Here is a 19562-nt window from a genome sequence, read left to right as displayed (position 1 = left end):
CGATGGGCTCTATTTTAATAGTTTGCTTAGGCGCTCGGCCTCAGACAAGCTTTTTAAACCTAAACCACCCACAATCGCATGACCATCAATCTTGATAATCTGCTTATTTTGTCCTGCAGGGGTTGCAGCGAGTAGAGGCATACTTTTCAAAATTGCGTCAGCACCACCCATTTTTTCATAACTGCGGCCACTAACGAGGATAATATCAGGCTGCATTTCGACCATTGCCTCTGTTGACAGTGGCTTATAAGAAGAGAGCGTTGCTGCGGCAGGATTAATACCGCCAGCCAGTTCAATGATGGCATTTGGTGTGGTGTTTTTACCCGCGACATTAGCTGCTCTTCCTTCATGAATTAGTAAAAACAGTACTTTTTTAGCCTCACTTGAAGTCTGGTGTTCAAGTGAGCGGATTTGTTTATTCACTTCACTTTTTAGTGTTTCTGCTTGTTGTTGCGCACCAGTAATTTGAGCTATTTCATCGATACGTTCTAGTAAGCCGGCAGGTGTCGGCTTTGTATTGACGATATCAACTTTGATGCCTGCGGATTTAAGTTGGGAGAGTGTGGTTTCTGGTCCCATTTCATCTGAGCCAACAAGCCTGTTTGCATCAAGAGCCAGTAAGCCTTCAGCCGAAAGACGACGGTGATAACCCACTTTAGGCAGTTCGACACCTTGTGGTAACTCACTTGTCACATCGACCGCAACAAGCTGTTCTTGCTGCTCAAGAGCAAATATAAGCTCGGTAACGGCACTTCCAGCGCTGATGATACGCTCGCTGGCACTGGCGTATGTAGCCGTTAGGGCTAGGGTGAAGACGGCGACTGTGTTCAATAGTTTGTTTGGCATAAGTGACTCAATTATTTAGTTTCTTCGGTTAACAGCTGAGTTGCCTGAATCCCATTTTCTTGTAGGAAGGCTAATAGCTTAACTAAGTGCTGAACATCAGCGGTTTTTTCTGCTCCAATTACGATTGGTTTTTTGTCTGATTTGTGTTGTTCAATGAGTGCAAGAGTGAAGTTCTCCCAATCAATATACTGTTTGCTGTCGATGGCCCAGTGAGGACTATCGGCAAGAATATTGATGGTGACGGATTTGGTATCCACTTCTGAAACGGCTTGAGAGTCAGTGGTCGGTAAGTCAACTTCCAAGGAGTCGAGCTTGACCGCAGCTGTAAGCATTAAAAACACCATGACGATAAAGATAATGTCGAGCAAAGGGGTTAGATCCGGGGTTAAGCCCAAATGATTTTGCTCCTGTTTAACCTTTATCATGCGTTCGCCTCTACTGTCGTCACGTCTACTGCAGGCTTGTTTTTAAGCGAACGTTCAGGGGAAACGTGTTGAAGGCTGATACCCTCTAGCCATAAGTTGACATAGTTGAGCGTGTGTTCCAGCTTCGCCATCACTTTGTCTGCCCAAAGGCCGAGAAGTTGCGCTCCGGCGATAGCAGGTAAAGCGATGAGAAGGCCCGCTGCTGTAGTTCGCATTGCTAAACCCAAACCATCAGCAAGATCATTTGGCGTAATATTGCCACTAGAAGCTGCTACCCCTTTAAACATCTCGATTAGGCCTAGAACTGTACCTAGTAAGCCAATAAGTGGGCTGATGACACCGATAAGCGTGAGTAGTCTTAGTCCTGAATTCAGTTGATGACGTTTTTCTTGTAGCCACATGCCAGCTGCATCTTCGCGCAGAGATTTAGGGAATGAATGATGAGCTAGTAGCATAGCGACACCTTTGTAGAGTAGCGGGCGGCGCGGTGAAAGTTTTTCCGCAAGTTGCTCAATTTGTTGGCTGTCTGTTGGTGAAATACCGTGTAACTCTGCTCGAATAGCACGTTTTCCAACGCCTAGACTAATTAATACCTGAAATAGGCGCTCAGTAATGATCATCACTGTCAGCGCTGAACAGATGATTAAAGGCCAAGCCATTAGGCCGAGTTGCTGCTGTAGATCTTGTAATTGTTCCATGGTTAATCCAATTTAAAACGAACTGGGATTTTTACGCGGTGTGCAACAGATTTGCCACCGACTGAATGTGGTGAAAATTTCCATTTTTTAATCGCATCGAGTGCCGATTTGTCTAGCATGGTCGCACCGGATGAAGAGATCAGAACTTGCTTCACTTGCTTACCTTCTTCATCTAGCCAAACTTCATATAAAGCGATTCCCTCAATACCTCGTTTCCTTGCGATACGAGGATATTTTGGAGGTCGAGGCTTAGTGAGAAACGAAGGGCGTTCTACCAACACAGGATCTTGGTTTACACCTGCTCGCGAGGCCGGTTCTTTTTTCAACTCTTCGACGTCTTGTTTTGCCGCGAGTTTTTTCTCGACAACTTTTTTCTCGACAACAGGCTTTGGCTCAGCTTTCTTTGGCTTCGGCTTTGGTTGTGGTTTTTGAACTGGCTTGGGCTTCTTCTTTTCAACTTTTTTCACTTCCGGTTTCTTCTCAACCGGTTTTGGCGGTGCCTTTTTAACCACTTTCTTTGGCGTTTTTACTGGCGGCTTCTTGGCCTCTTCTTTTACTGGTGGTGGTTCAATCGGTTCTGGTGGCGGAGTGGGCTCGGCCACTTCTTCTACCGGTTGCTGAGGCTCAGGCTCTACCGCTGCATTCTTAGAGGTTGATGGTTGCGCGAATTTTATCGATACAGCAGGTGTCTGATGGCCCGATGGCATCGCGTAGGATTTAGATTCATGTGCGACAAACAGGATCGCAGCATGTACCACCAACGAAACGCTCCCTGCAATTGTGTATCGTTTCAGATTCACATAGGCCTCACAAAATAATTCAAACAAAAAAACGGAGTAGGATTATTACCTACAATGCAAATAAGATCAATTATCAATTGCATTATCATTTATGCCAATTTATTATTAATTTAGTTTTTGTTAATTATGACGTGAGGCTAGGGATGACAAGCGTTGAGAGAGTTATAGAATGCTAGAAGTTTATAAATTTGATGAATCAGTTTTAGGCGCAGATTCACCAGATCCTCTTAGACATGCTTTCCCTAAAAAACATTCAGCTCATGCTGGTGGTATGTCGTCCCCTATCGTGCCCGAACAAAAGGTTGCCCTTCTGGATCGCTTGTATTCTCAAGAGACCAAAAAAAGCGATAAACGTTGTCTGTATATTCATATTCCTTTTTGTCGCGTTCGATGTACGTTTTGCAATTTTTTCCAGAATGCGGCTAGTCGAAAATTGGTTGATGATTATTTTGAGGCTTTGCTTAAAGAAGTAGAGCTCAAAGCGAATCAAACTTGGACACAAACCGGCTTGTTTCACGCGGTCTACATTGGTGGCGGCACGCCTACGGATCTCTCTGCTGAGCAGATTGAGCAACTAGGTAAGGCGATTCGCCGCTCGTTTCCGCTGGCGACTGACTGTGAAATAACCCTAGAAGGGCGAATCAATCGTTTTAGTGACGAAATGTTTGATCGTGCATTAGAAGGGGGCTTTAACCGCTTCTCTTTTGGTGTGCAAAGTTTTAATACTAAAGTGCGCCGTAGTGCTAAACGACTTGATGATCGAGAGGTGGTGTTAGAGCGAATTTCTGACTTAAGCGCAACAGGTCAAGCACCGATCATCGTCGATCTCCTATATGGCTTGCCTTACCAAACCGTGGAAGTGTTTGAACAAGATTTAAATGACTACATGGCGACCGGTGCTCATGGCCTCGACTTGTATCAGCTGGTTATTGGTGGCAGCGCACCTATGATTAATCTGGTTGAGAAAGGCAAGATTCCAGCTCCGGCGAGTACAGCAGACAAAGCAAGCATGTATGAGCTCGGCAGTGCGTTTATGGCAAAGCATCACCTTACTCAACTGAGTGTAAACCACTGGGCAAGAGATAACCGTGAACGTAGCCAATATAACAGTCTGGCGAAGACATATGCAGAAGTGCTGCCGATTGGCTGTGGTGCGGGCGGTAACATCGCTGGCTACGGTATGATGAACCATCGCACACTAGAGACCTACATGAATGCGATTAAGTCTGGTGATTCGACTGTGGCGATGATGACCAAGCAACACACCTTAGAGCCGCTGTTCGCAGCACTTAAGTCTGGGTTTGACCATGGTGTTGTACGCAAAGATTCTTTGCCTTCGTTTAATCGCCAGTCTAGTTACGAGTTTTTGACCCCGCTGTTTGAAGTATGGCAGCAGCGTGGTTTGGTTGAAATGGACGAGCAATACCTCGTGTTAACTTTGGCCGGTAAATTTTGGGCGGTATCACTTGCTCAAGCCGCTATTCAAGTTCTTCAAAAAACGTATCAACAACACAATACGCTAGAAACAGCAGTATCAATTTAAGAGTCTAAAATATGGAAGCATTAAAACAACAGGTTGCCCAATTGATTGAACAAGAGCCAACGCTTTTGCCATCAGCGATTGCAGAGCGTCTTGACGTGTCAGAGTTGGAAGCCGTCGCGGCATTGCCTGAAGAGATGACGGCGATTCTTCCAGGCGATCAAGCTCAGACAATCTTAGAGCAGCTTGTTGGCTTTGGTCCTGTCACAACGATTGTTCATTCGTTTGGTTCAATATTTGAAGTTAAAGCTCCATTCCCAAAAGGGAAAGTTGCGCGAGGCTACTACAACTTGATGGGGCGAGAAGGTGAACTTCATGGTCATTTAAAGCTTGATAACGTTAAAAATATTGCGCTAGTGAGTAAGCCATTCATGGGACGCGAAAGCCACTATTTTGGTTTCTTCTGCCAAGATGGGAACAACATCTTTAAGATTTATCTAGGTCGTAATGAAAAGCGCGAGTTGATTGCTGAACAGGTTGAACAGTTCAAGCAGTGGCAACAAGAGTTCAGACAGTAATCATATAATTTTAAGAATAAGAGAAAGTTAGGAGTCAACAATGGATCAACAAGTTAAGCAGGAACGCCTTCAAGGGCGCTTGGGGCCTGAAATAAAAGAATTTCGTCAAGCTCGCCGTACATTGCAACTTGCAACGGTAGATGAAGAAGGTCGTCCGAACGTAAGTTACGCGCCATTTGTACAAAACCAAGAAGGTTATTTTGTCTTAATTTCTGAAATCGCTCGCCACGCTAGAAATCTCAAAGCGAACCCGAATGTTTCTATCATGATGATTGAAGATGAAGATACCTCTAAACAACTCTTTGCTCGCAAACGGTTGACGTTCGATGCGGCAGCAACCGTTGTTGAGCGTGATTCACAGCAATGGACTCAAGTTGTAGAGCAGATGAAAGAGCGTTTCGGCGAAATTATTGATGGTTTAAGCCAACTACAAGATTTTGTTTTGTTTAACATGAAGCCGGAACAAGGTCTGTTTGTGAAAGGTTTTGGTCAAGCATATCAAGTGTCGGGAGATGACTTAGTTGACTTTGTTCACCTACAAGAAGGTCATAAAAAGGTTTCTAACGTCTGATTTTTGGTTATCCTATTGATCTTAAAAGAGGGGCGATATTCGCCCCTTTTCTAATGTTGAGGAGAAAGCGTTGAGACCTGTCAGTAAAGATCATGGAGAAATCTGTTATCCATTTATTTATGAAGATAGCCCAGTCTGTGATTTCGAAATCGCGACGGATGAACTCTGTAGTCGTGTTGGGTTGATATTAACCTTAGACCTTGACCCGCTGAGTCGAGATATTCTCAGTCGCGTTCAACCGAATATCTACCATTTGAACGGATCGGTGAGAGGTAAGTTAGCGATTGAAGAGGAGCAACTTCAAGAGCTTTATGAAGATTATAACTGCCTAAGAGAAAAGCTCGATGGTGGGTTTAAAGGTTTCGTCTTACCAGGAGGACACAGAAGCTCCGCAGAACTTCACCTTTGCCGAACACAAGCGAAAAAAGTGGTTCGGGCGCTTGTTGCGATTGAGCACTCGGGTAAGAAAACTCCCGCACCAGTTCTTTTTCGATATGCCAATCTACTGACTAATGTAATGTATGCACTCGCTTCCTATACCAATTTTGTTCAGCAAGTACAGGAAGTCGAGTTTGTAAGCCGAAGCTACTAGGCGAAGAGGCTTATCGCAGGACTTCTGGGTTGGCAATATGCTGAGGCTGCCCAGCTGCAAACTGTGCGACGTTTCCGAGCGCCCATTTGAAATAGAGTTCGTAGCTATCTTTTTCTACATAACCTAGATGAGGGGTCGCGACGACATTCGGCAGTTCGAGCAATGGCTGGTTATCTTTTGTTGCAGGCTCTTGCTCAAAGACATCAATGGCAGCGCGCTTGCTTGGATGCTCGACGAGAGTTTGATACAACGCATTCGGTTCAATCAGCTCAGCGCGACTGATGTTGACCAGCAATGAGCTTTGTTTCATCAGATCCAAATCTTGTTTGGTGACGATATGCTGCGTTGCTGGATGAAGTCTTAAGTTTAAAGAGATGACATCACATTCGCTAAAGAAGTCTTGTCGACTCTTAGCCGCTAAGTGTCCATCTTCTTGTGCTTTTTGCCTTGATGTTTCACTTCCCCACACAATAATTTGCATACCGAACACCTGTGCAAATTTAGCCAGTCGTTGACCAATTTTCCCATATCCCCAAATGCCAAAGCGCTTACCGTTTAACGTGGAGCCTAAACCCAGTACGCCAGATTGTTGCCACTCACCTTGTTGAAAATGGCTGATGTAGCTAGGAAGGTTTCTCATTGAAGCCATAATAAGTGCCCACGCTAATTCAGAAGGCGCAATGGGAGAACCCACACCTTCAGCGACAGCGACACCGTTTTGAGTACAGGCAGCCAAGTCGAGGTGGTTACTGATTTTACCGGTTTGGCTTATCAGTCTAAGGTTAGGTAAGCGTTCAAGCAGTACTTGGTTGATCTCGGTTCGTTCTCTGATGAGGACGATAGCCTCAAAAGGACTTAATCGTTGGGATAACTCATCCAGGTTCGTTACGGTATCATTAAACACTATGACATCATGTTCACTGAGTTGTGAGAAGCTACTTAGTTGGCGGACTTGATCTTGGTAATCATCTAAAATGGCGATTTTCAATATAATATCCTTATTTTACTGACGTTATTTCTAGTGCAATTATTATTAGAAGCTAGAGTTTGGTGTGGTTAAAAATTCAATTTCTTCCAAGCTGCTTTCTCTGCCTAAAATAGAGTTTCGATGTGGGTAGCGTCCAAAGCGATCAATAATGACTTTATGTTTTAATTCAAAGTCATAATTATTCTCTAATCCTGGTTGATTGAACAGTTTTACAGCTTCTTGGTGAATTATTTTTGATTCACTATGCATAAAAGGCATGTATAAGAAGCTCTTCTCGATATCATTTAGTTCATTGTCGATTTGTAACTCAATGGCCTGCTGAGCAAGCGCCAGAGCAAGAGGATCTTGGCTAAAGGCTTGCGCGGTGTTGCGATAAACATTTCGTGAAAATTGGTCTAAGACAATGACTTCAGCCAGTCTTCCTTTCGCTGTTTCTCGCCATGAATAAAGCTCTGATCTTGATGCACATTCAAGCAAAGGTTGAAATCGCTGAGTGATGGTTTGGTCGAGCTTGTCACTACTCACAAACCAATCTTTAGGTTCTAGCTCTTCGAACCAAAACGACAGTACGTGCTCAGGGGTATTTGTTGTCATCTGCTAGTGCTCCTGTACTGAATAAATGATGGATATTTATTTCTCATTAACGCTTAAGATAAACGATTCTGTGATGGAGTTTAAGAACTAGAGTAAAAATCTGCTTCGTGCATCAAATTTGATTCAACTAACTATTCAGCAACTCCTTCTATTTAATGGATTATTAAACAGAACATATTATTCTGTAGGAAATTCTATTCAGATATTAAGGAGATGGAAAAATATTCTCGATTATTCATGATTAATATTGTCGATTGAAATCACGATTTATTAATCCGCATTTAATTAATCTCTCTCTCGAAGAAATCAAACTAAATTATTTATAGCCATTTTTTGGAGAGTATTAATATGCGTATCGTATTAGCACTAGGGGGCAACGCATTGCTTGCTCGTGGACAAGCTTTAACAGCTGAGAATCAAAGAGAAAATATTCAACGAGCGGCGCAAAACATTGCAGAGGTTGCCAAACAACATCAAGTGGTTATCGTTCATGGTAATGGCCCTCAGGTTGGCCTTTTGATGGAGCAAAATGCGGCTTACCAAGAGTATTCACCAGAAACAACACCATACCCAATGGATGTACTTGGATCGCAAACATGTGGCATGGTGGGCTACATGTTGCAGCAAGAACTTCGTAACTGTGATACTAGCTTGAACATAGCCACATTGGTCACTCAAACTGAAGTGAGTAAAGCTGACCCTGCATTTGCAGATCCGACGAAATTTGTTGGTCCGGTTTATACAGAAGCACAAGCAAAAGAAATGATGGCGGTTAGTGACAAACAATTCAAAGCAGATGGTGAATACTATCGTCGTGTTGTGCCATCTCCGATGCCAAAAGATATTGTTGAAGTGGCTCAAATTGAAACTCTATTGGGTGCAGGCAACGTTGTTATCGCATGTGGTGGTGGTGGTGTTCCAGTCAGTATTGAAGATGGACGCAGCCTTGGTGTTGAATGCGTAATAGATAAAGACTCAACAGCAGAGTTGTTAGCAGAAAAGATCAACGCTGATTTGTTTGTTATTTTGACTGATGGTTCTATCTACCGTAACTACGGTAAGGAAGATCAAGCCGAAATGAAAGTTGCGACACCTAAGGGTTTAGAAGCGTTTAGCTTCCCTGCTGGATCAATGGGCCCGAAAGTAGCAGCGGTTTGCCAGTTCGTGGAAACAGGTCGTGGTGAAGCGGCGATCGGTTCGCTGTTTGAGTTGGATAAAGTGATCAACAAGCAAGCGGGAACACTGGTTACTCAAGGTGAAGGTATTGAGTATTACTAAGCTTAATGTGTTGTTAATAGCAAATTGATTTACTGCTCAAGAGGTATTGGCTTTTACCGGTCAATACCTATAATGCGCTCTTGTTTTTCTGTGTGTATGAAAGCCATGAGTGTAAGTATTAAACCTGATCGTATGACTGCAATGGCAACGATTATTGAGCAAGTAAAGTCAACTCTTCCACTGTATGAATCAGAGACCTTTATATGTGGTTCTAAAGGCGGTTGTACTGGGTGTCCTAAAAAACTGTTAGAGATGGTCGACTCAGAGCTGACATATTGGGAATCCGCTATGATACGTGGTATTACACCTCAATTTGACGAAATCCGCCGCTTTGGAAAGATGTGTACCAGTGTAAAGCGCGCGTTGCAGCGAAATGGACTGCTAGAAAAATAACCGTACTAATTTTTTATAGTAATGGCGAAGATTAGTGCTTTATATCTTAATGAAAACAGTGAATTATTTAGAATTGATTTTTAATTTCTTTAAGTCCCTCCAATAAGTATTTATATCTATTATTGATATATTCATCACACTTTCTTTAGAAGTTTCCCCTATTGAACTACTTTTATTAGAAGAGTGTTGCGGAGAGGGAAGTTATGAGAAATATGATTGCCTATCGTCACTTGATGACGGTTATTCTGTTAGGAACCTTGCTTTCTTTTTCGAATCTGGCTAGGGCGAATTTAAGTGAAATTTCTTTTTACACGGAAGATTACCCTCCGGCAAATTTTCGCGTTGATGGTCAGATCGCTGGATATGCTATTGATATTTTAATGGAAGCAAGCGCTTTGGTTGATGAGCCTGTTGATATGTCTCAGTTAACCTTACAGCCTTGGGCACGTTCTTATCGGACTGTACTCACGCAAAAGAATTCAGTTCTCTTTTCTACCACTCGCTCCGAGCATCGAGAAAACTTATTTCATTGGGTAGGCCCAATCGCAGACATTAAGGTTGTCGTTTTAGCCCGTAAGGATTCAGGTATTACACTCGCTTCTCCCATGGATATGGCGAAATATCGCATTGGCGTAATAAGAGATGATATTGGTGAGCAAAGCTTACTTTCGATGGGTATTCCGCGAGATTCGATGCAAGAAGCTTCTTATGTGACGGTATTGGCTGAGCAGTTGATGAAGAAGCGAATAGATTTGCTAGTGTACTCGGAGCGAGCAGCGTATTGGTGGGCCAAGCAAGTCGGGGTTGATCCAACACTATTTAAACCTGTGTATGTTGTGCGTGAAGGTGAAGTCTATTTTGCGTTCAACAAATCGACGGACCCCAAAGTGGTCGATAAACTTCAGTTGGGATTAGATATGCTAAGGTCAACCAAAGGAGAGTCTGGCATGAGTTTGTATGAAGAGATATTGAGTCGATACTAAACATGGTATTTACGCGATAGAAAAGCAGTCCAATACCCAAATAGTACGGCTTAAGGGGCTGCTTTTCACGTAAACGCTATCGACGCGCCGTTATACTTTAGCTTTTTTAACAAAATAAGGATTATCGAATTTCTTCGGATTACCTAATTCGGATACGACTAACTTATTCCAGAGTGTAGAGTCAAACTCACCCTTTTCAATCGATGGATATAAGGTTTCTTGTTCTTCAAGCGCCATTCGGATGAACTGTTTTTTCTTGATCTGGTTATATTTTCGAGCAACGCGATTGTGTTTAGAAATCCATTCTAATTTAAATGCCATCAAACCCGGCTCGGCCTCTTCTAAAGGTAAGCGAGAAAGATAAATTCTTTTGTAAGAAACTTTTCTATCCAACATCGTACGCATTGCGGTTTGGATGTATTTACCATGATTGGTAATTGAAATGTCATTTTTATCGAAAAGTCTTACACACCAACCAGTTGGAAAGAAATTAGGTTGTCGGTATTGCTTGTTGCGGACATCAATAGCACGATGCATGATGAGATCAGACGTGCCATTAAAGGTCTGCTGCCACTTACCAATGCGAATTTGTATCGCGGTAGGCAATCGATAGATATTTGTGAACTTATCTTGATCCATATACCAATACACTTACTTACAGTCAAAAACAAAAGGAGCTCAATTAAGCGTGATAGTAGCAATCTAGTTGTCTATTATTAGAACTAATTGAAGAGGAAACCGTTTCCTGCCCTGTATTTTAGAGAAAACGAATAAAAGTAGCTAGATAAAGTTAGTCAAGACTTAGTCAGAGTGTGACGGCTTATTCTCACGTTAGAGAATATTGGCTCGCAGAGCAAACTGCGAGCCAACCGAATTAGTCGTAAATGGTAGGTATTGGCTGACGTTTATGTTGAGTCACTTTGTAGATGTGTACTAAGCGATCAGAAACTTCTTGAGTGACAGGCTGACCTTCAAGGAAATCATCAATCTGCTCATAAGTGAGGTTTAGTGCATCTTCATCTGCTTTTTGCGGATCGAGTTCTTCAAGATCTGCCGTAGGCACCTTTTTAACCAGTAACTCTGGCGCACCAAGCGTTGCAGCGAGTTCACGAACCTGTCGTTTGCTTAGGCCAAATAGTGGTGCCAAATCGCATGCCCCATCACCAAACTTAGTGTAAAAACCTGTGATGTTTTCAGCTGAGTGATCTGTACCTAAAACTAATCCACCCACGTAGCCAGCGATTTCATATTGCGCAACCATGCGAGCTCGCGCTTTAACGTTGCCTTTAACGAAATCAACTTTTGCCGCATCTTCAGGAATTAAGCCAGTCCCTTCTAACGCAGTGTTGGTTGCCGAATGAATGCCATCGACCCCTTGCTGAATATTTACTGAAACTGAATGAGTTGGTTTAATGAAGCTTAAAGCGAGTTGCGCTTCATCTTCATCTTTTTGCTCACCATAAGGTAAACGGACGGCAATAAACTGATAACCACCGGTGCTTTCTTCGTTTAGCTGATCGACTGCAATTTGTGCTAAGCGACCACATGTGGTTGAGTCAACACCACCACTAATACCAAGGACAAGCGATTTGCATCCTGCTTCCTGCAGTTTGCGTTTAATAAAGTCAACACGACGGGTGATTTCAAAGTGAGGGTCAATCGATGGCAGTACACGCATCTCGTCGCGGATCAACTGTTCCATTCTGTTTCCTTCCTGCAAGCAATGTAGTTAAAATTTGATGATGATATTGTCACCTTACGAGATGGCCTTTTCTGATAAAGTAACGGCAATATCGTAAGCTGACAGCTTTACATGATACCTAAATGAATCTATTAGAAAACTGTGATCACAGTTTTCAGTGCTAATTAAGGAAAAAAATGAGCAAAATTGCAGTTTTTGGCAGTGCTTTTAATCCGCCAAGTTTAGGCCATAAGAGTGTTATAGAGTCACTCTCTCATTTTGATAAGGTTTTATTGCTGCCGAGTATTGCTCATGCTTGGGGTAAGCAGATGCTCGATTATCAAGTGCGTTGCGAGCTGGTTGATGCTTTTATCGAGGATCTCAACATGCCCAATGTGGAGCGTTCGGAGATAGAAGAGCAGCTATATCTTCCGGATCAGAGTGTGACGACGTTTGCGGTTTTACAGGCTTTAGAACTCAGATATGAGAAATGCGACCTAACATTTGTCATGGGGCCGGACAATCTACTCAATTTTGCTAAATTCTATAAATCTGAAGAAATCCTCAATCGTTGGTCTGTTATGGCTTGCCCTGAAAAAGTGAAAGTCCGCAGTACAGACATACGAAAGTTGTTAGAAAGCGGTGGTGACGCTTCTGCCTTGACCACGATAAATGTGTGGAAAATCCTAAGTAAAAAATCGTATTATTAGGGTTGTTGTACGATATATTTGAGGTGTGAATGAATCCAGTTCGACTAATTCCTTTTTTAATGGTGTTCTCTGCATCGAGCTTTGCTTGCGAGATGTATCAAACCAACACTTCAAATGAGTCTGTACTGTTTCACTCTGAAAGCGGGATTTGCTTTTCATTATTGGAAGGTATCGAGTATACGGCAAATAAGCTGGATGGCTTGTATGAACTAGTAAACCAAGATGATAGCGAAGATTACTCTACTTACTGGGAAGATTGGGTTTTGCAAAGTGAAACCAATCCAATTTTAACTCGAAGTTTGGCATCTAATTATATTGGCGTTGGAGTTTGGGTTCCGTCCGAGTTAGAGAATCGGCTACACAATATGGATACAGAAGAGTGGATCTTGAGCCACGGTGTTCAATTGAGTTTGGGATTTGGTTCGAAATCTTCCGGTGAACCTCGGATGCGACTAGATTATCGTTGGCATGAGAAGTTCGATGGTGATGTTATGATGCAGGTTGAGTTACCGTTTTAGATTCCTTTTTCCGCTTGCTTATTTACGCAGAAATATAAGCACTGACAGTTATCTAAGCAATGGTTAGACCTATTGGTTATTGGATATGGATGGAATCTAATTTATAGTCTCGGTGTATAAATAATTATTTTTATAAATAACGCTGAGTGATGTTTTGCCTTTTCGTCTAATGTTGTCTTTGATACGCCTATTTTTGTCTGCGTCTATTTTGAGTTTTTCAGTTAAAGCAGATCCTATTCAACTTGAGTTATACACCCAGGAGTTTCCTCCACTTCAAGTTCAACTAGACAATCAAGCTGATGGCTACGTGGTTAAGTTTGTTGAGTCTATCGTAGCCGATGCAGCGAAATCGGTGCCAATGGAAATCGCTGGCATTCATTTTATTCCTTGGAAGCGTGCCATTCGAATGACGCAAAAATATGAGAATGGTTTGTTTTTTTCCATCTCTCGTACAGAGGCTCGTGAAAACAACTATCAATGGATCGGTGAAGTATCGCCGTACGAAGTGGCGTTATATCGTTATAAAGATGGCCCCAATGTTCATCCACTTGATCTTGATGAGTTAGAAGATTTTCGATTTGGTACTCAAGCGGAAGGATCGTTTGAGGAACTGTTAGATAAACTCGGGATGGAAAATCGAATTCCTGTAGGCCACGGTAAAGATACGATAAAGCTGCTTCGAGCAAATCGAGTCGATTTTGCGCCGCTTGTCACCTCAAGCTATCACTATCGTATGGAGCAGTATGGCTTTAACCCCGATGAGTTCGTTGAGGTGATGAAAGTTCGTCAACTCTGTAAAAAACTCTGGTTAGTGACGGGGATGAAGACGTCCCCGAAAGTGGTCGCTGCGTTAAAAGAGAGTTTTGAACGCTTGCAAGAAAGCGGGCTAAGGGAGCAGTTAGTTTCTCAGTATCAGCCTGATAGTGCAGTTATGACAAGGTATCGCGCGTCAATAAAATAGTCCCTTACATCGTTATTTGATTAAAGTCGATCCAGCCATTCGCGAGCAGCTCTGGTGCAGAGATCTTATCTGAGATGTTCAAATCTTGTTTCACATGGTACAGAGGTTGATAGATCGCTTTAGCGATAAGTTTTTTCTCGATATTTTCTAAAGCTTTCAAGCGCTTCTTTTCTGTAGTTTGAGTCATCGCAGCAGTGATTTGCCTATCTCGCCAAGCTCTATTCGTTGCATTCAAGCAGGCTTCATTCGAGTTAGTACAAAGAAGCCAACCTAACCAAGAAAACTCAACGTCTTCGGAAAACACCTCCCCAGTCACCAAGATGTCAGCTTGGCTTAATGTTGATTGCTGATTAAATTGCGGGTACTCCAATACGGTCAATTCTGACTCAATGCCTAGCGTCGAGAGCGTTAGCCTAATTTGTTCTGCTGTCGCAATGTGTGTTCCTAGTTGATAGGTCATGATGATCAACGGGGAAGTCGGGCGATCACTGATAGGGAGGATTTCTTGAGGCGTGTGGAGATCATTACTGCTAGTAGGGGCCGACGTCATTCCTTGAGCGTATGCCAGTTGCTCACAATCATCTCCTGTAGGATAGGGCATTGCCTGCAATACGGTTTGTAACCATTGGCGGTTTGATTTGGCTTTCATCCAGTGATGGCGTAGAGGGTTGAGCATCGCATGAACACAGCCGAGTTCCCATTGATGACAAGTGGTGAAGCCTTCTCTGGTTTGCTTTAGATGGCTGCCGTGTACCACATCACTATTTAAGTCAAAGGCTTTGGCATTGTCGCCAATGTTCCAAATTTCGATACCATCAATCCAAGGTTTGTAACCGTGATATTGAGGATTGACGACCAGCAATGTTCTTCGAGGTGTTTGTTCTTGAAGAATAAAAGATCCGCTTCCATAAACTTTACCATCTATGACTTTTGTTATGCCCATTGCACCATGGGCGAGTAGCTTCGGGAGCAAACTTGGTAGGGAATGGCTGATGAATCGTAGCTTATAGGGCGCTATAACTTGGACATCATCGATAAACTGAAAAAGTGCTTTAGAGACATTGGACGAGTTCATCAAGCGCTCAAAATGTATTTTGACATCGGCTGCTAATATAGGGCTGCCATCATGAAAGCTAAGGTTTTTACGCAAGATGACGGTCAGTTCGTTGCCGTCTAATTTCCAAGAGTGCGCCAAATCACCCTGAAAGCTGTGTCCATCTAAGCTTGCTTTTAACAAACTCGAGTATAGATAACTGGCGATGTGGTGCTCTGTTCTACGGTTAATACCTATGGGATCGAGATCGTGAGTACCTCGATAAAAAGGTATCTGCAAGATGTGGTTTTGCGCAGATAGCTGTTGATATTGAGAAAGGTAGTCACTCAGGAATTTGTTACGTTTATCTTCGCTGATTAGCTTCAATGCGGACTCGATTTGCCCTTGTTCTATCAGGTGTTGAGCGTGTGCCACTAGACGTTGCTCAAGATCAGCAAGACGTTTTACTAGGGGTAAATTTCCGCGACCTACGCCAGATTGCCACTCGATGATCTTTTCACTGGTAAGGCGTTTGATCAGTAACTGTGCATTGCGCCTGGTGCAGGAAAGTACATGACTGATTTCATCAAGAGAGAGTGACTGCCACTCATCAAGTGGTAACGAATGTTGTAAGAAAGCCAGTGCATTCCAGTATCTCATAAAGGTGAAATCCTTATTTTATATTTCTATTTTTCTTCGTCTTTTAATTTCGATAATAGAACAATCAGATGAAGATGGAAGGAAAATAATATGGATGCGCTCACAACCCCACAACAAAGGTCAATTTGGCGAAACAGGCCGTTCGTCATTCTGTTCTCTAGCGCATTTTTTGTTGCGTTCAGCGCTCAGATTTACAACTTAGCTCTTCCACTACTGGTCTATGAGTTGACCCAATCTTCACAAATGATGGGGTGGATGCGGGCAGTGGAGTTCCTACCCAATTTAGTGTTGGCAATGTTTATTGGCGTGCTGGTGGACAGAGTTGATAAAAAGCGTTGGTCGCAAGCGATGCTGTGTGGTCAAGCCGTGATGGTGATTGCTTCGTATCTTGCTGTGGAACTGTTGTCGAACCCACTTTGGGTACTATTTCCGGCAGCTTTCTTGATGATGGCGTTTAACTATGGCTATCACAACGCACGAATGTCGATGATGAAGAATACGCTGCCACAAGCGGTGCAAAATACGGCGATTGCCAGAATGAGCTCATTAAACAGTGTTATGGAAACTGTAGGCCCCGTGCTATCTGGTGCGTTGATGCTCTTATCTGCAATCCACAACGTGTTTATCGCGGTTGGCATCATGTTACTTATCGCTTACTGGCAGTTAGAACGACTCGAAATTACACCCATTGAAGCTCCTAAACGACAAAGTATCCTGTCTGCTCTGAGAGAAGGTTGGCTGATGTTAAGAGCGGAAACCAATATGTGGCACATTACTTTGGCGGTGATGGTGATTAACACGACTGGAGCGATCTTTTGGATTCAAGCGATCTATTTTGCTAAAGCGGAGCTTGCGCTTAATTCGGTTGAAGTAAGTTACTTGATTGCCGCGTCGGGTGTGGGTGGACTAATGGGATCATTTACGGCCGATAAAGTACGCAACAAAATGGGATTAGGCCGTTTGTTGATTGTTTCTATTCTTTTTGAATCATTTGGTTTTGTGGTTCCGGTATTGTTTCCTGGACTTGGTGCGCTTATCTTCTCATTTTTGTGGGTCTCAGCCGTTGGCTTATACAGCAGCATTTGTATTTGGAGTTATCGACAAGAGGCATTTGAAGAAAAATATTTAGGTCGAGTTGCGGGTATTACCGGCTCATTGTTTAAATTACTGATGCCTGTGGGCTTGGCCGCTTCAGGTTATATAACATCGGCTTACGGCGTTGAGCCCCTGTTTGTTGCTTGCTTTGTTATTCAGCTATTTGCTGCAGGAGCCCTCATGTTTTCTAAGGTTCGTCTAATAGTATAGAGACCAATTACACCGCAATAGTTGCAATCGCAACTATTGCGGTGTAATCTTTGTGTGTTGTTCATCGTCACGCAGAGATAATCCCTATGAAAAAGAGACTAGCAACCCTTCATCGCACCGCTGCATGCTCAGCATTTCTAATGATTTTTACTTTTTTTAGTAGTTCACTGCTGGTGGAGTTATTTGGTAGTGAGCAAGATATCTTTTTCGTGAAGACTGCCATCTCATACGCAGTATGGGTGTTGATACCACTTATGGCCGTCACGGGAATCACGGGTGCGAAAATGGCACCAAATCCACGCAAAGGGCCTTTAGTGAACAAGAAAAAACGTATGCCGATTGTCGCTGCGAATGGATTGTTGATTCTGTTGCCGGCAGCATTTTACTTACAACACCTTGCAGCACTTGGTCAGTTTGATATGACGTATTATGCGGTTCAAGGCATAGAGCTAGTGGCTGGTTTTATTAATTTAACGTTAATGGGCTTAAGCATTCGCGACGCAAGATCGCTAAAGCGCTCAAGTGTGCGTAAGGCTGCTTGAGTTAAGTTAGCGACGGAATTCACTTCTTAGCCAACTCCGAAGTGTCAGTACATTTTCATTTTTTAATTTGTTGGGCTGACAAGCAAAGTAGAAGTCTTGGTGAGGGTTTGATACTGCCTCACTGACTTCGACTAACAAGCCTTGCTCTACGTCATCCATAATGAATTGACGGTGTGTAACAAAGACGCCTAATCGACGAATAGTCGCCTGAACCGCTTGAACTGACGCAGCAAAGCTAAGGTTATTGACACTATCAGGCACTGGGAGCTGGTGATGATCGCACCATACTTGCCAATCATGTTTTCGCCTATCGTTGGCAGCAATAATAGCCGGGTATTTGGCAAGCAGCGCCTGAGCTGTGGTATCGGGGGCGACCAATTCTGGACTGGCAACCATCACCAGTTCATCCTTCGCAAGTAGCTCGCAGTAGTAATCTTGCCACTCATCGGTTTTGCCATGAATGATCGCGACATCAACACCTTCGTTCTCTAATGAAAACTGACCCGTTAAGGTTGATATCCGCACATCGAGTTGGGGCGCAAACTGATTGATTCGGTTTACACGCGGGATCCACCAGTGCATCGCAAGGGAATTGACCATGTTGAGTGTTAATCGGTGGGTTTGTTTTTCACCGATTAACTCTTGCGTGGCATTGACGATAGTTTCCAGAGCGGGTGCCACCTGTTTGTAATACCTACGCCCATTGGCATTCAATTCAACGTTTCTGCCGACTCTTCTAAATAGTGGCTGACCGAGTTGATGTTCCAGTGCTTTTACCGCTTGGCTTACCGCAGAATGGCTGACACTGAGCTCTTTTGCTGCATCCGTCATACTGCCCGTTTCTGCCACGGCAACGAATGAGTAAAGTGATTTTAATGGTGGTTGTTTTTTCATCTGTAAGTTTTTCTAACCATTACTGTCAAAATTATGCGATGTTATTTCTCGGTGGGCTTCCCTAAACTTAGCGCCAAAACGGGAGGCGTTATGTCGAATCAGTTGTACCCAATATTGTTCATGCTATCTTCAACATTCAGTTTGTCATTAACTGGACTTTTTTCCAAATTTCTTAGTCAACATTTAGAAGCAAGTATGCTCGGTGTTTTAAGGTTTTTAATACCTGCGACACTAATATTTGCCTTTATGGTGCGTAAAAAAATCAGTGTGCCGGAAACAAAACTATTAAAACCTTTGTGGGTTCGGGCGCTTTGTATCGGCACCTGTCAGATATGTTTTATATACTCGCTGCAACACTTAAGTTTAGTTGAGAGTGTCGTGCTGTTTAGTACTGGCCCATTGTTCATTCCTTTGTTAGAAAAACTTATCTTCTCTACACAGGTCAGTCGATTGAGTTTAGTTGGATTGGTGATGACCTTTGTTGGTGTCATTATGCTTGCAGGGGACGTTTCAGGGTTCAACTTCAGACCAGAGTTATTGGTTGGCTTAGCGGCCGGGCTGTTTAATGCAGGATCTCAATTAGCGCTCTATCGCGCGAGTAAAACCAATCTGAATCCATTCGAAATAACTTTTTGGACGTTTCTATTTGCAACTGTTGCTATGTTGCCATTTTTATTGGTGAGTATGACTAATCATGCCGTACTTTTTGATACGGTGAGCGTAGAACCTTTATTGCTGGTGTTAGCTCTGGGCGCTTTGGCAGTGCTTATCATCAATACTCAGGTGTTTCGCTCTAAAGCTTATCGTCTCGCAGAATCTAACGCGCAATTAGCTCCGCTCATTTTTACCAACTTAATTTTTACGGCAATTTGGCAGGTCGCTTTTTTTGAAGAAAGCTATCATTTTTCTCAACTGTCAGGCTTGGCCCTGATTGTTGTAGCTAACCTGATATGCGTGGTGATACCTAAATGGCGAAAGCGTCGAAGCCGTTTAGTGATGCAACATAAAATGAGCTAAGCGGCTGACTCTTAG

General features: G+C 43.1%; 23 protein-coding genes. 13 read left to right on the top strand and 10 right to left on the bottom strand.

Annotation, left to right across the window (positions count from 1 at the left end; translation table 11 throughout):
• Positions 1-9: 9 nt before the first annotated feature.
• From GVO60_RS01505 to GVO60_RS01490, 4 genes are read right to left on the bottom strand one after another with little or no spacing between them, the layout of a single operon-like run.
• A complete protein-coding gene (locus tag GVO60_RS01505) occupies positions 10-846 on the bottom strand; it encodes a heme/hemin ABC transporter substrate-binding protein (RefSeq protein ID WP_159650829.1) in 837 nt (278 codons plus the stop codon).
• Between the two features lie 11 nt (positions 847-857).
• Complete coding sequence (locus tag GVO60_RS01500) at positions 858-1271, bottom strand: ExbD/TolR family protein (RefSeq protein ID WP_159650828.1); 414 nt, start codon at positions 1269-1271, stop codon at positions 858-860.
• The gene (locus GVO60_RS01495) at positions 1268-1969 is read right to left on the bottom strand and encodes a MotA/TolQ/ExbB proton channel family protein (protein WP_159650827.1); all 702 of its coding nucleotides are present in this window, start codon (positions 1967-1969) and stop codon (positions 1268-1270) included. The genes GVO60_RS01500 and GVO60_RS01495 overlap by 4 nt, the downstream gene beginning before the upstream one ends.
• A 2-nt stretch (positions 1970-1971) precedes the next feature.
• Positions 1972-2769 carry an energy transducer TonB gene (locus tag GVO60_RS01490; protein ID WP_159650826.1) on the bottom strand — a complete coding sequence of 266 codons (798 nt, stop codon included), beginning with the start codon at positions 2767-2769 and terminating at the stop codon, positions 1972-1974.
• A gap of 169 nt (positions 2770-2938) precedes the next feature.
• On the opposite strand from GVO60_RS01490, the gene hutW reads away from it, so the two are divergent.
• From hutW to GVO60_RS01470, 4 genes are all read left to right on the top strand, one after another.
• Entirely contained in the window at positions 2939-4312 is a 1374-nt protein-coding gene (hutW, locus tag GVO60_RS01485; protein WP_159650825.1) for a heme anaerobic degradation radical SAM methyltransferase ChuW/HutW, read from the top strand.
• A gap of 11 nt (positions 4313-4323) precedes the next feature.
• Entirely contained in the window at positions 4324-4827 is a 504-nt protein-coding gene (gene hutX / locus GVO60_RS01480) for a heme utilization cystosolic carrier protein HutX (protein ID WP_159650824.1), read from the top strand.
• Between the two features lie 40 nt (positions 4828-4867).
• A complete protein-coding gene (hutZ, locus tag GVO60_RS01475; RefSeq protein ID WP_159650823.1) occupies positions 4868-5398 on the top strand; it encodes a heme utilization protein HutZ in 531 nt (176 codons plus the stop codon).
• Positions 5399-5468: 70 nt separating this feature from the next.
• Positions 5469-5990 (top strand): cobalamin adenosyltransferase family protein, encoded by a 522-nt coding sequence (locus GVO60_RS01470; RefSeq protein ID WP_159650822.1) that lies wholly within the window; start codon positions 5469-5471, stop codon positions 5988-5990.
• Between the two features lie 10 nt (positions 5991-6000).
• Here the strand turns inward: GVO60_RS01470 and GVO60_RS01465 are convergent, their stop codons facing one another.
• Positions 6001-6978: a D-2-hydroxyacid dehydrogenase family protein gene (locus GVO60_RS01465; RefSeq protein ID WP_159650821.1), complete on the bottom strand. Its 978-nt coding sequence runs from the start codon at positions 6976-6978 to the stop codon at positions 6001-6003.
• 45 nt (positions 6979-7023) lie between these two features.
• Complete coding sequence (locus GVO60_RS01460; RefSeq protein ID WP_159650820.1) at positions 7024-7572, bottom strand: DUF924 family protein; 549 nt, start codon at positions 7570-7572, stop codon at positions 7024-7026.
• A gap of 348 nt (positions 7573-7920) precedes the next feature.
• Here GVO60_RS01460 and GVO60_RS01455 point away from each other — a divergent pair, with 348 nt between their 5' ends.
• From GVO60_RS01455 to GVO60_RS01445, 3 genes are all read left to right on the top strand, one after another.
• The gene (locus GVO60_RS01455; protein ID WP_159650819.1) at positions 7921-8850 is read left to right on the top strand and encodes a carbamate kinase; all 930 of its coding nucleotides are present in this window, start codon (positions 7921-7923) and stop codon (positions 8848-8850) included.
• Between the two features lie 105 nt (positions 8851-8955).
• A complete protein-coding gene (locus GVO60_RS01450) occupies positions 8956-9243 on the top strand; it encodes a hypothetical protein (protein WP_159650818.1) in 288 nt (95 codons plus the stop codon).
• 215 nt (positions 9244-9458) lie between these two features.
• A complete protein-coding gene (locus GVO60_RS01445; protein ID WP_174855866.1) occupies positions 9459-10226 on the top strand; it encodes a substrate-binding periplasmic protein in 768 nt (255 codons plus the stop codon).
• 90 nt (positions 10227-10316) lie between these two features.
• Here GVO60_RS01445 and GVO60_RS01440 read toward each other — a convergent pair whose 3' ends face one another.
• Positions 10317-10865, bottom strand: coding sequence for an MSHA operon transcriptional regulator (locus GVO60_RS01440; RefSeq protein WP_159650816.1), 549 nt, complete (start codon positions 10863-10865; stop codon positions 10317-10319).
• Between the two features lie 235 nt (positions 10866-11100).
• Positions 11101-11928 (bottom strand): NAD(+) synthase, encoded by an 828-nt coding sequence (gene nadE / locus GVO60_RS01435; RefSeq protein ID WP_159650815.1) that lies wholly within the window; start codon positions 11926-11928, stop codon positions 11101-11103.
• Positions 11929-12104: 176 nt separating this feature from the next.
• Here nadE and GVO60_RS01430 point away from each other — a divergent pair, with 176 nt between their 5' ends.
• The 3 genes from GVO60_RS01430 to GVO60_RS01420 all read left to right on the top strand — a co-directional run bounded on the left by GVO60_RS01430 (position 12105) and on the right by GVO60_RS01420 (position 14096).
• Entirely contained in the window at positions 12105-12617 is a 513-nt protein-coding gene (locus GVO60_RS01430) for a nicotinate-nicotinamide nucleotide adenylyltransferase (RefSeq protein WP_159650814.1), read from the top strand.
• A 29-nt stretch (positions 12618-12646) separates the two neighbouring features.
• Positions 12647-13135, top strand: a complete 489-nt coding sequence (locus GVO60_RS01425; protein WP_159650813.1) for a hypothetical protein — start codon at positions 12647-12649, stop codon at positions 13133-13135.
• Positions 13136-13289: 154 nt separating this feature from the next.
• Positions 13290-14096 carry a substrate-binding periplasmic protein gene (locus tag GVO60_RS01420; RefSeq protein ID WP_225874884.1) on the top strand — a complete coding sequence of 269 codons (807 nt, stop codon included), beginning with the start codon at positions 13290-13292 and terminating at the stop codon, positions 14094-14096.
• A 4-nt stretch (positions 14097-14100) separates the two neighbouring features.
• On the opposite strand, the gene GVO60_RS01415 is transcribed toward GVO60_RS01420, so the two are convergent.
• Positions 14101-15789 (bottom strand): ABC transporter substrate-binding protein, encoded by a 1689-nt coding sequence (locus tag GVO60_RS01415; protein ID WP_159650812.1) that lies wholly within the window; start codon positions 15787-15789, stop codon positions 14101-14103.
• A 90-nt stretch (positions 15790-15879) separates the two neighbouring features.
• Here GVO60_RS01415 and GVO60_RS01410 point away from each other — a divergent pair, with 90 nt between their 5' ends.
• Together GVO60_RS01410 and GVO60_RS01405 are read left to right on the top strand one after the other, a co-directional pair.
• Complete coding sequence (locus GVO60_RS01410) at positions 15880-17094, top strand: MFS transporter (protein ID WP_159650811.1); 1215 nt, start codon at positions 15880-15882, stop codon at positions 17092-17094.
• Between the two features lie 86 nt (positions 17095-17180).
• On the top strand, positions 17181-17636 hold the full coding sequence (locus tag GVO60_RS01405; RefSeq protein WP_159650810.1) for a hypothetical protein: 456 nt from the start codon (positions 17181-17183) through the stop codon (positions 17634-17636).
• Between the two features lie 6 nt (positions 17637-17642).
• Here the strand turns inward: GVO60_RS01405 and GVO60_RS01400 are convergent, their stop codons facing one another.
• A complete protein-coding gene (locus tag GVO60_RS01400; RefSeq protein ID WP_159650809.1) occupies positions 17643-18530 on the bottom strand; it encodes a LysR substrate-binding domain-containing protein in 888 nt (295 codons plus the stop codon).
• A gap of 90 nt (positions 18531-18620) precedes the next feature.
• On the opposite strand from GVO60_RS01400, the gene GVO60_RS01395 reads away from it, so the two are divergent.
• Positions 18621-19547, top strand: coding sequence for a DMT family transporter (locus tag GVO60_RS01395; RefSeq protein ID WP_159650808.1), 927 nt, complete (start codon positions 18621-18623; stop codon positions 19545-19547).
• Positions 19548-19562 lie beyond the last annotated feature (15 nt).

This window comes from Vibrio atypicus (genome assembly GCF_009811315.1).
Classification (GTDB): Bacteria; Pseudomonadota; Gammaproteobacteria; order Enterobacterales; family Vibrionaceae; genus Vibrio; species Vibrio atypicus.
This window is presented reverse-complemented; position numbering and strand designations above follow the sequence as displayed.

Excerpts from the sequence above, each read along its gene's own strand:
- GVO60_RS01505 (WP_159650829.1), bottom strand. The coding sequence starts at position 846 with ATGCCAAACAAACTATTGAACACAGTCGCCGTCTTCACCCTAGCCCTA.
- GVO60_RS01500 (WP_159650828.1), bottom strand. The coding sequence starts at position 1,271 with ATGATAAAGGTTAAACAGGAGCAAAATCATTTGGGCTTAACCCCGGAT.
- GVO60_RS01495 (WP_159650827.1), bottom strand. The coding sequence starts at position 1,969 with ATGGAACAATTACAAGATCTACAGCAGCAACTCGGCCTAATGGCTTGG.
- hutW (WP_159650825.1), top strand. The coding sequence starts at position 2,939 with ATGCTAGAAGTTTATAAATTTGATGAATCAGTTTTAGGCGCAGATTCA.
- hutX (WP_159650824.1), top strand. The coding sequence starts at position 4,324 with ATGGAAGCATTAAAACAACAGGTTGCCCAATTGATTGAACAAGAGCCA.
- hutZ (WP_159650823.1), top strand. The coding sequence starts at position 4,868 with ATGGATCAACAAGTTAAGCAGGAACGCCTTCAAGGGCGCTTGGGGCCT.
- GVO60_RS01460 (WP_159650820.1), bottom strand. The coding sequence starts at position 7,572 with ATGACAACAAATACCCCTGAGCACGTACTGTCGTTTTGGTTCGAAGAG.
- GVO60_RS01455 (WP_159650819.1), top strand. The coding sequence starts at position 7,921 with ATGCGTATCGTATTAGCACTAGGGGGCAACGCATTGCTTGCTCGTGGA.
- GVO60_RS01450 (WP_159650818.1), top strand. The coding sequence starts at position 8,956 with ATGAGTGTAAGTATTAAACCTGATCGTATGACTGCAATGGCAACGATT.
- GVO60_RS01440 (WP_159650816.1), bottom strand. The coding sequence starts at position 10,865 with ATGGATCAAGATAAGTTCACAAATATCTATCGATTGCCTACCGCGATA.
- nadE (WP_159650815.1), bottom strand. The coding sequence starts at position 11,928 with ATGGAACAGTTGATCCGCGACGAGATGCGTGTACTGCCATCGATTGAC.
- GVO60_RS01430 (WP_159650814.1), top strand. The coding sequence starts at position 12,105 with ATGAGCAAAATTGCAGTTTTTGGCAGTGCTTTTAATCCGCCAAGTTTA.
- GVO60_RS01425 (WP_159650813.1), top strand. The coding sequence starts at position 12,647 with ATGAATCCAGTTCGACTAATTCCTTTTTTAATGGTGTTCTCTGCATCG.
- GVO60_RS01415 (WP_159650812.1), bottom strand. The coding sequence starts at position 15,789 with ATGAGATACTGGAATGCACTGGCTTTCTTACAACATTCGTTACCACTT.
- GVO60_RS01410 (WP_159650811.1), top strand. The coding sequence starts at position 15,880 with ATGGATGCGCTCACAACCCCACAACAAAGGTCAATTTGGCGAAACAGG.
- GVO60_RS01405 (WP_159650810.1), top strand. The coding sequence starts at position 17,181 with ATGAAAAAGAGACTAGCAACCCTTCATCGCACCGCTGCATGCTCAGCA.
- GVO60_RS01400 (WP_159650809.1), bottom strand. The coding sequence starts at position 18,530 with ATGAAAAAACAACCACCATTAAAATCACTTTACTCATTCGTTGCCGTG.
- GVO60_RS01395 (WP_159650808.1), top strand. The coding sequence starts at position 18,621 with ATGTCGAATCAGTTGTACCCAATATTGTTCATGCTATCTTCAACATTC.